Annotated in this window: 5 protein-coding genes; all 5 read left to right on the top strand. The window is 48.1% G+C overall.

Features of this window, described 5'->3' with window-relative positions:
* The first annotated feature begins 312 nt into the window (after window positions 1–312).
* Window positions 313–2,880 carry a glycosyl hydrolase 115 family protein gene (locus F7D47_RS13765; RefSeq protein WP_228113369.1) on the top strand — a complete coding sequence of 856 codons (2,568 nt, stop codon included), beginning with the start codon at window positions 313–315 and terminating at the stop codon, window positions 2,878–2,880.
* Between the two features lie 84 nt (window positions 2,881–2,964).
* Window positions 2,965–5,463 carry a glycosyl hydrolase 115 family protein gene (locus F7D47_RS13760; protein WP_228113368.1) on the top strand — a complete coding sequence of 833 codons (2,499 nt, stop codon included), beginning with the start codon at window positions 2,965–2,967 and terminating at the stop codon, window positions 5,461–5,463.
* A gap of 159 nt (window positions 5,464–5,622) precedes the next feature.
* Window positions 5,623–8,562, top strand: a complete 2,940-nt coding sequence (locus tag F7D47_RS13755) for a family 43 glycosylhydrolase (protein WP_153086494.1) — start codon at window positions 5,623–5,625, stop codon at window positions 8,560–8,562.
* A gap of 105 nt (window positions 8,563–8,667) precedes the next feature.
* Complete coding sequence (locus tag F7D47_RS13750) at window positions 8,668–11,091, top strand: glycoside hydrolase family 95 protein (RefSeq protein WP_153086493.1); 2,424 nt, start codon at window positions 8,668–8,670, stop codon at window positions 11,089–11,091.
* Window positions 11,092–11,209: 118 nt separating this feature from the next.
* On the top strand, window positions 11,210–13,348 hold the full coding sequence (locus F7D47_RS13745) for a glycoside hydrolase family 43 protein (RefSeq protein ID WP_153086492.1): 2,139 nt from the start codon (window positions 11,210–11,212) through the stop codon (window positions 13,346–13,348).
* Window positions 13,349–13,469: the final 121 nt, after the last annotated feature.

Raw genomic sequence — 13,469 nt, 5'->3', positions numbered from 1 at the left:
CATATTTCTATATATATTGTGTTTGTGCTTGCAAAGTTATAAAAAAAATGACATAATTGGGCAGTATTTATCATATTTTTGTTGATGTGGGAATGTACGCCAAAGTGTTTGGAACATGGAGAAAAGTTGTTCTTGGAGCAAAGTTGTACCTTTGCATAAAAAAGGGAATAGGTGGGGCAATCCCCTTCTTCTCTATTTTTCATAATTTCTCTATTTTAATAATATTACAGTATGAAATTTCAAATGAAGATCAACTTTCCATGGTCAAGGCCTCTCTTAGCCTGTTGTTTTGTGATGTTTGCTCTCACTGCAATGGCTGATTCCTTTATCAGCTTCCGACAGCAAGGGGGAGCATTCCCTATTTCCACCGCCTCTCAGATGTCTGGTATCTGTATGGATGCTCACGAAAAACAAGGAGTGAAAAGAGCAGCGGAAGACCTGCGTAAGGATATCTATACCGTGTCGGGTCGTTCACCCAGAGTGTGCTGCCAGGGCGAGGATGTGGTGCGTTATCCCATCCTCATTGGTACATACGGAGTGAGTGAAGCTATTACTCGCCTTGCCAAGAAAGGCATCTTGCCAGAGCGTTCGCTCAAGGGCAAGTGGGAGAGCTTTGTCATCAAGACCATTGATCATCCTGCCAAGGGCATGGAGCGTGCCTTGGTGGTGGCTGGTAGCGATATGCGTGGCACCATCTATGGCATTTACGAGATTTCCCGACAGATGGGGGTGTCGCCTTGGTATTGGTGGGCGGATGCGCCGATAGCCAAGCATGAGGAGGTCTTTGCCAAGCCATGCTCTGTGGAGAGTGGAGAGCCGAAGGTGAAATATCGTGGTTTCTTCATCAATGATGAGTTCCCTTGTATGACCACCTGGGCTAGAAATAAGTTTGGGGGCATGAACAGCCAGATGTATGCCCATGTCTTCGAACTCCTCCTTCGCCTCAAGGCAAACTGCCTCTGGCCTGCCATGTGGGGCTCGTTCAAGGAATACAAGCCTTTGGTACCTATCTTGAAGGATGAGAACGGACTGTATGAGGGCAACTGCTTCAATGAGGATGATCCGGAGAATGCCCGACTGGCTGATGAATATGGCATCGTGATGGGTACCTCGCATCATGAGCCGATGCAACGCTCGCAGCAAGAGTGGATTCGACATAAGAAGAACTATGGCAATGGTGAATGGAACTGGTTGACCAACAAGAATGCCATCAAGCGTTTCTTCCGAGAGGGAATCGAGAATAGCAAGGGTTACGACAAGCTTGTGACCATCGGTATGAGAGGTGACGAAGACCGTCCGATGACCGATGCAGGTAGTAGAGAGGCTAACTTCCGGCTGATGGAACAAATCATTTCGGAACAGCGAAAAATCATAGCTGATGTCACCAGAAAACCAGCCGCCGAGACCCCACAGGTCTGGACACTCTATAGTGAGGTGCTCGATTATTATGACCAGGGACTCAAGGTGCCCGATGATGTCATCGTGATGCTTTGCGATGACAATTTCGGTCATGTGCGCCGACTTCCTGATAGAAAGAAAAATTTCCACAAGGGCGGCTATGGTATGTATTATCACGTGGGCTATTATGGTGCCCCAAGAGCCAGCAAGTGGCTCACCATGTCGCATATCGCCGAGATGTGGGAGCAGTTGCAAGCCACTTATCAACATGGTGTGGATAAACTCTGGATGCTCAATGTCGGTGATATCAAACCCCATGAGTTTGCCATCGACTTTTTTATGAACATGGCATGGAATCCTGATGCCTTCGATGCCAGCAACCTGGAGCAATATGCACAGGAATTCTGTGCCCAGCAGTTTGGTGATAAAGAAGCGAAAGAGGCTGCTCGTCTCTTGATGAGCTATGGAAGATATGCGTCTAGGGTGCAAGCCGAATTGCTGGATGACAAGACATACAATTTGCAGACGGGAGAGTTTAAGGGCGTACGGGATGAATTCCTGGCCTTGGAGGCACGAGCCCTGCGTCAGTATATCACCCTGGATGAAACTGCGAAGGATGCCTATCAAGAGTTGGTTCTCTTCCCAATACAAGGCATGGCAAATCTCTATGATATGTATTACTCTTTGGCGATGAACAAGCAACTCTATCGTGAGGGACGTATTGAGGCTAATACATGGGCAGATAGGGTGGAGGAATGTTACAAGAGAGACTCCTTGCTCTGCGGTAATTATAATCACCATATCGCCAATGGCAAGTGGAATCACATGATGGATCAAGTGCATATCGGCTATCAAAACTGGCATGCCCCACAGCATCAAGTTATGCCTATGGTATATCGCATTCAGCAGAGTAGCCCTTTTGCCGTTACGCAGCCTAGTACAGGCTACGTGTTTGAGCAAGATGGCGGCATGGTGGTGATGGAGGCAGAGCATCTCTTCTCACTGACACCTGCTGAATCAGAGAAGTCGCAGTGGAGACTCATCCCAGGTTTAGGACGGACGAAGTCGGGTATAGCTCTCTTCCCATATACCCAGCCAACAGCAGGAGCGTATCTTACCTATAAGATGAAATTTAAGGCAGATATGGATTCGGTGGATGTACATCTTGTTACCGATGCAGTGATGCCCTTTGTGCTGGGCGGTCATTATGTGGCAGTGTCGCTGGATGGTGGCAAGGAAGAGATTGTAGGGCTGAATCAGAATCTGAACTGGGAGCATAAGTACGACTTGATGTATCCTACAGCCGCATCGCGCATCATCGAGAAGAAGGTGAGGATGGCTGTAGGAAACACGGGGAAGGCAGAACATACCTTGAGGCTTCGTCCTATGCAGCCTGGTATTGTATTTGAGAAAATACTCATCAATCTTGGTGGGTATAAACCTACTCATCTAGGAATGCTAGAGAGTCCTTACGTGAAGTAAGGGCGCTCTTCTACCCCTTTTTTTGCTACTTTTGCAGCGCAAAACAACAAAATAGACAATAACAAAGAATAAACAATTGATTTTATGAAGAAATATATCTTGTTGGTAGGTATGCTGCTGGGAGTAATCTCCGCCGTGGATGCAGCTCCACAGTTTGTAAAGTTTGACAAGGCTTCAGCTGAAAAAGCCCTTCTCTTGACGGGCACGAAGGATACCATCCGCTATAGTCCTTCCGACTGGAAGGGAGTGAAGATGGCTGTCGCTAACTTGCGCCATGACTTGCGTAGCGTGACGGGCAGTGAGTATGCTCCCGTCGTGGTGGCTACAGTAGGAAAAAGCGAAATCGCCAAGAAATATCCCAAGCAATCCAAGCAGTTGAAGGGCAAATGGGAGCAATATCTCATCTTCACAGACAAGGGACAACTGGTGATTCTAGGCTCCGACAAGCGTGGTACCATCTATGGTATCTATGAGTTGTCTCGCCAGATAGGTGTGTCGCCTTGGTATTGGATGGCGGATGCGCCTATCGCCCATCATGACCAGCTTTATGTCTTGCCTGGTACTTATACGGATGGAGAACCTAAGGTGAAATACCGTGGCATCTTTATCAATGACGAGTGGCCATCTTTTGGTGGATGGTGCGGCAACCAGTTTGGGGGCATCAATTCCAAGGCTTATAGCCATATCTTCGAACTCTTGCTCCGCCTGAAAGCCAACTATTTCTGGCCTGCCATGTGGGCTACAGCCTTTAATGAGGATGACCCCAAATCGCCACAGTTGGCAGATGACATGGGCATCGTGATGGGTACCTCCCATCATGAGCCGATGATGCGAGCACATAAGGAATATGTGCGCCGCAAGGCTGAGGTGGGTCCATGGGATTATGCACAGAACCCTGAGCGCATCGAGAAGTTCTTCTCTGATGGCTTGAAGCGCAACAGCAAGTATGAGAACATCATTACCATCGGTATGCGAGGTGATGGCGATGTGGCGATGGGCAACGGCAAGGACGAGGACAACATCAAGACATTAGGAAAGGTGATTGAAGCACAGCGTCGCATCATCAAGGATTGCTATGGCAAGCCGGCAAGCTCTGTGCCGCAGCTCTGGGCTATCTTTACCGAGGTGCAGCGATACTATGATGCAGGTTTCAACGTACCTGATGATGTAACCCTGCTCTTCTGCGACAACAACTGGGGCTATATCCGCCGTAAGGGTACCGCCGCAGAACGCAAGCGCAAGGGTGGACTGGGCTTGTATTATCACATCGACATGAATGGTGGTCCTTGGAACGATCGCTGGGTGAACACCACAACCATCCCGAAACTCCGTGAGCAGCTGCATGAGGCATACGCCAGTGGCATCGACCGTATCTGGATTATCAACGTGGGCGACTTGAAGCCGAAGGAGGTGCCTATCGACTTCATCATGGATTATGCATGGAATCCAGATGCCGTAAAACCTGGTGATGAACAGCCATGGCTGGAACGTTTCTCAGCAAGCATCTTCGGCGAGGAATATGCCAAGGAGATTGCCGACTTGATAGCCAAATACAGCAAGTATAATCTCCTTAGGAAGCCTGAGGCTCAGGTGCCAGGCTTGTTTAATGAGCATGAGATGCTGGTGATGTCACAGCGTTGGCAGTCGCTGGTGGAAAGGGCAGAGCTGTTGCGCCAGCAGATGCCTAAGGAGAAGCAGGATGCTTTCTACCAGTTGGTTTATTATCCAGTGGTGGCAAGTGCTGGTGTGGTAGAGACATACAACCATGCCACCATGGGTGACAGCCTCGGTGTGGAGGTGTTGATGAAGAAAGACCAGCAGTTGAGCGACTATTATAATAATGTGTTGGCAGGTGGCAAGTGGAAAGGCATGATGATGGATAATCACATCGGCTATACCCAATGGTCAATCCCAGACAAGAATCGCAACCCGATGACTTTGGGTATGAAGGTGGAGCATCCGTTAAATGTACCTGTTTCCACCACGGAGATTGGCATTCCTGCCTATCAGTACTGCCGAATCAAGGAAGGCAAGAATGCCAAGTGGATATTCTTGCCAGACTTGGGCAGAGGTAAGGGATGCATGGGCATCGACCATGTGATGGCAGCAAGTGAGCCGGATGGCAAGGGGGCATCGCTAGAATACGATTTCGAACTTTCTTCTGATATGCAGCAGCTTTCCATCGCCCTCGGCATTCTGCCAACCCAGGATGTCTATCCAGCTCGTGGTCTTCGCATCGGAGTGCAGATAGACGACCAGCCCTTGCAGATTGTGGATGCTCGCGCAGGATTTGTGGATACCTTTGCCGAGTACACTCCTCAGAACCTCGCTGTGTCCAAGGTGTTGAAACCATTGCCTGAGCAGCCTAAACTGGTTTTGAATGGTTGGTGGAAAGGGAAGAAGCAGTTGCGAAGAGATGAAATCTTTGACAACCAGCGTTGGTTGGCAGCTACATCATCATCTGCAGTCAAGGCTGGTAAGCATACGCTTCGTATCGTGATGATAGACCCTGAGATTGTCTTGGAGCAGGTGGTTATCAATCCAGACAACAACAGATACAGCTATTTCGGGCAAAACTTTTAGGTAAAGATGTAAAAACGGTGTGTTTCTTTTGAAATGCACCGTTTTTTTCTTACACCATGGTTGTTTTGCTAAAGTATTTGTAACATACAGCAAAGTAAAATGTCTGTTTTATTGCTACCTTTGCGCTCAAAAATAGTAACTAATAATTTTAGATAAACAATGAACAATAAGTTTTTGATTGCTTCGGCTTTGTGTATGAGTATGAGCGCAACGATGAATGCGCAGAATCCTATCGTGCAAACACAGTTGACTTCAGACCCAGCTCCTCTTCCTGTCGGTGACCGGCTTTATGTCTATGCCGGTCATGATGAAGATAAGGCTGACTTCTTCTGGATGAACGAATGGCGTGTGTATTCCACTACTGATATGGTAAACTGGACCGACCATGGTTCTCCGCTCGACCTCAGTTCTTTTTCCTGGGCAGACGACCGTGCCTGGGCTGCACAGACCATCGAACGTAATGGTAAGTATTACTGGTATATCTGTGCGCACTCTAAACTGACGGGTGGAATGGCTATCGGCGTAGCTGTGGCTGATTCTCCTACCGGTCCGTTCAAGGATGCGCTGGGCAAACCGCTTTTCGATAATGGAAGTTGGGACAATATCGACCCAACGGTTTGGATGGATGAGGATGGTCAGGCTTATCTCTATTGGGGTAATCCGCATCTTTACTATGCCAAACTGAATAAAGATATGATCAGCTTCAAGGGTGGTATAGATGCTAAGGCTGCTGTTGATGAAAAGCGTGAAGTGGGCAGAATCGTGATGACTGAGGAGGGATTCGGTTCGCCTGACGTGGAGAAGCGCGATTCAACCCGAAAATATAAAGATTGCTACACAGAGGGACCTTGGTTCATGAAGCGTGGCAAGAACTATTATATGCTTTATGCTGCAGGTGGAGTGCCTGAGCACATTGCTTATTCCATGAGCAAGAAGCCTTTCGGACCATGGAAGTATATGGGCGAAATCATGCCACAGGAGAATACGGGTTCCTTTACCAATCATTGTGGCGTGACCGACTTCAAGGGCAAGTCTTATTTCTTCTATCATACGGGTAAACTGGGTGGCGGATTCGGACGCAGCGTAGCTGTGGAAGAATTCAAATATAATGCCGACGGCACCTTCCCAATCATCCATCATACCCAGGAAGGAGTGGCTCCTATCGCAACCCTCAATCCTTACAAGCGTCAGGAGGCTGAAACCATCGCTTTCTCTAAGGGAGTGAAGTCGGAGCAGACCGACGACACGGGTGTTTATATCTCTGAAATTCATACGGGTGATTATATCAAGGTACGCGAGGTGGATTTCGGAAATGAGAGTCCGGATGCATTTGCCATCTCTGCTGCGTGCTCATCGCTCGGCGGTTCTTTGGAGGTTCATCTCGATAAAAAGGATGGTGAACTGGTGGCAAAGATAGATGTCAGCAAGACTGGTGGCTGGGAAAAGTGGAAGACTTTCTCGGCACAAATGATGAAGAAAGTGACAGGAAAGCATGATATATACTTCGTTTTCAAGGGATTGAAGGGAAGCAAACTCTTTAATTTCGACTGGTGGAAGTTTGAAAAGAATTTCGCCAATCCTGTGGTTTGGGCTGATGTGCCTGATGTGGATGTAATCCGAGTGGGCGACAGCTTCTATATGGTAAGCACCACCATGCATCTGATGCCGGGTGCGCCTATCATGAAATCGAAGGATCTGGTAAACTGGGAAACAGTGAACTATATCTTCCCTAAACTTACCGATTCGCCTAAGTATGACATGAAGGAGGGTACGGTGTATGGTCGTGGTCAGTGGGCTACATCTTTGCAGCATCATCGTGGCAAGTTCTATGCGCTCTTTGCTCCTAACGACAGTCCTGGTGGAGAGACTTATATCTGCACCGCCGATGATATCGAGGGTAAATGGACCATCCACAGCCGTTTGCAGCATTTCCATGATGCCGCTCTATTCTTTGATGATGACGACAAGGCATACGTGGTTTATGGCACGGGAGAGATGGTGCAGCTGAATGCAGACTTAACCGATGTGGTGCCAGGCAGTCACCGCAAACTCTTTGAACGTGATGCTGATGAAACAGGCTTGCTCGAAGGTTCCCGTATGATTAAGCATAATGGCAAGTATTATCTCCTGATGATTTCATGGACCAAGGGGCATCCGCGCCGTGAAGTGTGCTATCGTGCAGATAAGATAACGGGTCCTTACGAAAAGAAGGTGATTTTGGAGACAGAGTTTGCTGGATTCAACGGTGTGGGACAAGGTACGATTGTAGATGATAAGGATGGCAACTGGTATGGTATTGTATTCCAAGATCGTGGTGGTGTAGGAAGAGTTCTCACTTTGGAACCATGTACCTGGAAGGATGGATGGCCTATGCTGACCGATGAGAAGGGCAATATTCCTGCCCAGATGCAGAAGCCTGTACTGGGTTATGACGGCAAGGGACTCGTGTATAGCGACGACTTCTCTAAAGACAAGCTGGAATTGCAGTGGCAGTGGAACCACAATCCGGTGGATGATGCCTGGTCGCTCACAGAGCGCAAGGGCTGGCTCCGCCTGAAGACATCCCGTATCGTTCCTAATATCTTCCTGGCTCCAAATACCATCAGTACCCGTACCGAAGGACCAACCTGCGAGGGAATCATCAAGATGGATGTGAGCAAGATGAAGGATGGCGATGTGGCTGGTCTGTCTGCCTTCCAGGGTGATGCAGCTTTGCTTTCTGTAGTAAAGGAAGGCAAGAAGCTTTTTGTAGTAGGTACCAAGGAGAGTGTGGCTCTGACGGATAAGGAGAAGGCTGTGACCGGTGTAAAACGTGAGGAGGTATATCGCCAGCCTTTGAATCTGAAGCAGGATAAGGCAACGAAATCAAGCATCATCTATCTGAAGATGAGTTGCGATTTCCGTCTTCATCAGGATCTCGCCACCTTATTATATAGTATAGATGGAAAGACCTGGATTCCTGCCATCAAGGATTTTAAGATGCAGTATGATTATCGACGTCTCTTTATGGGAACCCGTATTGCCATCTATAACTATGCAACAAAAGCTACCGGAGGATATATAGATGTAGATTCTTTTGAGTATTTTAAAAGAAAATAGAGATAAAAGTTGAGGTGTTTTTTATTTTGGCGGCACAAAGTGATGGAAAAACAAAAAATTTCCGTATCTTTGTGCCGTATTTAATAACTAATCAATGCTGATTTTATGAACAGAAATAAGATGATTTTGGGGGCTTGGGTCATGGGACTATTGTTCCCGATAGAGATGATGGCTAAGGCGAGTTGCACAGATAATAGTACTCGACTTTGGTATAACGCCCCTGCCCAGCAGTGGCTGGAGGCTCTGCCTATCGGAAACTCTCATCTGGGGGGTATGGTGTATGGCGGAACCACGGACGAGAATATCCAGTTGAATGAGGAAACATTCTGGAGTGGCGGTCCTCATAACAACAACAGTAAGAAATCCCTGGAGAATCTGCCAAAGGTGAGGGAACTCATCTTCAATGGCAGGGAAGAGGAGGCGGCTGCTCTCATCAACCAGACCTTCATACCTGGTCCTCATGGTATGCGCTTCCTGCCGATGGCAAATCTGCACATCAGCATGAAGAATCAGGGAAAGGCTGGGCAGTTTTTGCGCGACCTGGACTTGAAGAGGGCGATTGCCACGACTTCTTTCGTGATGGATGGCGTAAGATATACCCGTACCACCTTTGCTTCGCTGGCTGATGGCGTCATCGTTTGCCATATCAAGGCGAGTAGAAAGGGTGCTTTGAATATTGATGTTACCCTGGATTCGCCTTTTGATCATCAGACTCAGAAGACTGCGAATGGTGTAGTGCTGAAGGTGAAGGGACAAGACCAGGAAGGCATCAAGGCGGCTCTTGCTGCCGAATGTGTGGCGGATGTGAAGACAGATGGTACCGAGGCTACCATCCTGGTGAGCGCTGCCACCAACTTTGTGAACTATCACGATGTGTCGGGCAATGCAGCCCAGCGCAATGCTGACTATATCAATAAGGTGAAACTGATGAGTTATGCACAGTTGGAGAAACGCCATGTGGAGGCTTATCAGAAGCAGTTTGCTACTTCTTCCCTGATTCTGCCAACCGATGTCAATGCTTCTTTGCCTACCAACCAGCGCCTGGAGAAATTTGCAGGCAGCAAGGATATGGCGATGGTGGCACTGATGTACAACTACGGCCGCTATCTGCTCATTTCTTCTTCCCAGCCTGGTGGACAGGCAGCAAACCTGCAGGGTGTTTGGAATGACAGTAAGAATGCGCCTTGGGACAGCAAATATACCATCAACATCAATACGGAGATGAACTACTGGCCTGCCGAGGTAACGAATCTCGGTAACACCACGGAGCCTCTGTATTCACTGATTAAGGATTTGAGCGTAACGGGAGCACAGACGGCTAGGGAAATGTATGGCTGCCGTGGCTGGATGGCACATCATAACACCGATATCTGGCGCATAGCGGGTCCGGTGGATGGAGCGCAGTGGGGCATGTTTCCGAATGGCGGTGCCTGGCTCACCACCCATCTCTGGCAGCATTATCTCTATACGGGTGACAAGGCTTTCCTTAAGCAGTGGTATCCGGTGATAAAAGGGGCTGCAGAGTTCTATCTCGACTATATGCAGAAACTGCCAGGCACAGAATGGAAAGTAACCGTGCCGTCGGTGAGTCCGGAACAGGGACCTATGGGTAAGAGAACTGCCGTAACGGCTGGTTGCACGATGGATAATCAGATAGCCTTCGATGCCCTGACCAATGCAGTGAAGGCTTCAGAAATATTGGGTGTTGATGAGGCTGAGCGTAAGGAGATGCAGCAGCTGATTTCGCAGATTCCACCGATGCAGATAGGAAAGTACGGACAGTTGCAGGAGTGGCTTGTGGATGCGGATGATCCGAAGAACGAGCATCGCCATATCTCGCATCTCTACGGATTGTATCCATCCAATCAGATTTCTCCTTTCTCTCATCCGGAACTTTTCCGTGCCGCAGCCACCACTCTGAAGCATCGTGGCGACCAGGCTACGGGCTGGAGTCTGGGTTGGAAGACGAATTTCTGGGCACGCATGCTTGATGGCAATCATGCTTTCAGAATCATCAGCAATATGCTTCGCCTGTTGCCATCTGATGCGCAGGTAAAGGAGTATCCTGAGGGCAGAACCTATCCGAATCTCTTCGATGCCCATCCACCATTCCAGATTGACGGCAACTTCGGAGTAACAGCCGGTATCGCCGAAATGCTCCTGCAGAGTCATGATGGAGCCGTGCATCTCTTGCCAGCCTTGCCTGATGCCTGGAAAGAAGGAAGCGTAAAGGGACTTCGTGCCCGTGGCGGCTTTGTGGTGGATATGGACTGGAAGAATGGCAGACTGATGAAGGCGAAGATTCGTTCCACCATCGGAGGCATCCTGCGTCTCCGCTCCTACGTTCCGCTTAAGGCGAAGAATCTGAAGAAGGCAGAAGGAACATGTCCCAATATCCTTTTTGCATCTGCAGAAGTGAAGCCTGTAATGGAACAGCATCGGATAGCAGAAGGAGTGAAGGTTCCTATTCCTGACGTATATGAATATGACTTGGAAACAGAACCTGGAAAGACTTATCTGATTAAATAATGTCCTAAAATCACATTTGTTGCCATAAAAGTATCATTTTATCCACCTCTGTTTGGATAATTATTCGTACTTTTGTGGCAATATTTTTTATAATAATCTTTTAGACCTATAAATAAGAATGAAGAAATTATTATTTGCAACCTGTTGCATCGCTTTTTTGAGCGGTTCTTTGGGAGCTGCGGCGCAGAAAAAATCTGCAGCCAAGAATGTTCTGACACAGACTTTGAAAGGGAAGTCTTGGTCGGCAGATAATGGTAATGGTACCTTTACAAACCCTTTGTTTTATGATGAGTTTTCTGACCCTGATATTATCAGAGTGGGGGAGGATTACTATCTGGCAGGTACTACGATGCACTGTGTGCCGGGACTGGTGGTTCTCCATTCCAAGGATTTGGTGAATTGGGAATTCTCTTCCTACTGTTTCGACCGATTCGATGATTCGGATGATTTCAATCTCCGCAATGGCAAGGAGGCGTACGGACAGGGTATCTGGGCGCCTGCCATCCGATATCATAACGGCAAGTTCTATATCTTCTCCAATATCAACGGGCATGGATTGCAGGTTTATATTTCGGACAGTGCCAAGGGTCCTTGGACGCATCATAAAGTTAATGGCGATATCTACGACCTCTCTGTGCTCTTCGATGAGGATGGTAAGATTTATGCCGTGCACAAGTATGGCAACGTAACCGTTACGGAGTTGAAGCCCGATTTGAGCGGTCCGGTAGAGGGCAGCAGCAAGGTGGTGATTCCTGAAGGTAATGCGATGGGTGAGGGACATCATATTTATAAAATCAATGACATGTACTACATCCTCTCTGCAGATTATTCACCGATGGGCCGTATGCAGTGTGCCCGAAGCAAGAGCATTTGGGGACCTTATGAAACTTGCGTAATTAGCGAGCGCGAATCGTATGGTTATGCTGCTGGATGGAGCGTAGGTAACATGGGAATCGGTCGGCCTTTGCCGGAAGATGGTTTCAATTTCCAGAACAACAAGCCTAATGGTCTGAACCTGGGATGTGCTACCATTCATCAGGGAGGCATCGTGCAGGCTCCTGACGGGAAATGGTGGGGTGTTTCGATGCAGGACTTCAATGCTGTGGGAAGAACGGTGTGCCTGTCGCCTATCACTTGGGTTGACGGCTGGCCTTACTTCGGATTGGAGAAGAACCTGGGACGCTCGCCTCGTACCTGGTTCAAACCGAATGATATGGTAAAGACACCACAGGCTCCATACGACAGATGTGATGATTTCTCGGGTAAGACTTTTAAACCGGTTTGGCAGTGGAATCATAATCCGAATGACAAGATGTGGTCGCTGAATAAGGAGCGAAAAGGATGGCTCCGTTTGCATTCGATGCCTGCTAAGCAACTGCTTTGGGCAAAGAATACATTGACGCAGCGTGCCATCGGACCGGTATCTTATACATCTGTTAAGTTGGATGCTTCCCGCTTGAAGGTAGGTGATGAGGCTGGTTTGGGTGCCATCAATACGCCATATGCTTCATTGGGCGTTGTCAAGACGGATAAGGGATTAAGCTTGAGATGCTACGACCAGAATACCAATAGGGAAGTGCTGAAGCCGTTGGCTAAAAGCAAGGTAGTATGGTTGCGACTTTGGGGTGATTATGACAAGAGCCAGTTGCAATATTCCTATTCTCTGGATGGTAAGAACTGGGAGAATATCGGCGAGCAGATACTTTCGCCTTATCAGTTGAAGACCTTCCAGGGTGTACGTGTAGCACTTTATGCTTTCAATAAGAAGGAAGTGAATGGCGGTGTGGCTGATTTTGATGATTTCAAGGTGGAGGAGCCGTTGGCAGACAGAACAGCCAATTTGCCTATCGGCAAGACCATAAGATTCTCTAATCTCGCTGATGGCAGTCTGATGGATGCTACCGGACATGGATTGATGCATAGTTCTAGTAACCGAAAGGACATGAGAAATCAGGTGAAGTTTGTTGTGGAGGATAGAGGTAAGGGAAAAATTGCTTTGAAGACGGCTGACGGACGATATGTTTATATTGCTGGTGCTGGTTTATCTGGTGATGTTCGTCTGACTTCCGACTCTTCCAAGGCAGAGGAGTTTGTATGGCAGGATATGCTTTATAACCGCTGTATGCTGCTTTCTCTGAAGACTCAGCGTTATGTGGGTAAGAATCCTGTGGATGGAAGTCCTTATTCAGCAGATTTCCAAGGTGCTGATGCCGGCATGAAGAACGGCTGTGTTTTTACATGGGAAGTTGTTGAATAAAGATATCTGTTCTTTATAAATTAGAAGAGGCAGACTCTCGCTGTGGGGAGTCTGCCTCTTTTTCTTATGGTATGCTCGGCATGAGCTTATTCTAATGGGTGCAAGTCCCTAACAAGCCCTA

The sequence above is a fragment of the Segatella copri genome, assembly GCF_009494835.1.
GTDB lineage: Bacteria > Bacteroidota > Bacteroidia > Bacteroidales > Bacteroidaceae > Prevotella > Prevotella copri_F.
The sequence above is the reverse complement of the archived record's forward strand: the minus strand, read 5'-3'. Positions and strand labels throughout refer to the sequence as shown.

Coding starts and splice junctions, on each gene's coding strand:
- F7D47_RS13750 (WP_153086493.1), top strand. CDS start 8,668: ATGAACAGAAATAAGATGATTTTGGGGGCTTGGGTCATGGGACTATTG.
- F7D47_RS13760 (WP_228113368.1), top strand. CDS start 2,965: ATGAAGAAATATATCTTGTTGGTAGGTATGCTGCTGGGAGTAATCTCC.
- F7D47_RS13745 (WP_153086492.1), top strand. CDS start 11,210: ATGAAGAAATTATTATTTGCAACCTGTTGCATCGCTTTTTTGAGCGGT.
- F7D47_RS13765 (WP_228113369.1), top strand. CDS start 313: ATGGCTGATTCCTTTATCAGCTTCCGACAGCAAGGGGGAGCATTCCCT.
- F7D47_RS13755 (WP_153086494.1), top strand. CDS start 5,623: ATGAACAATAAGTTTTTGATTGCTTCGGCTTTGTGTATGAGTATGAGC.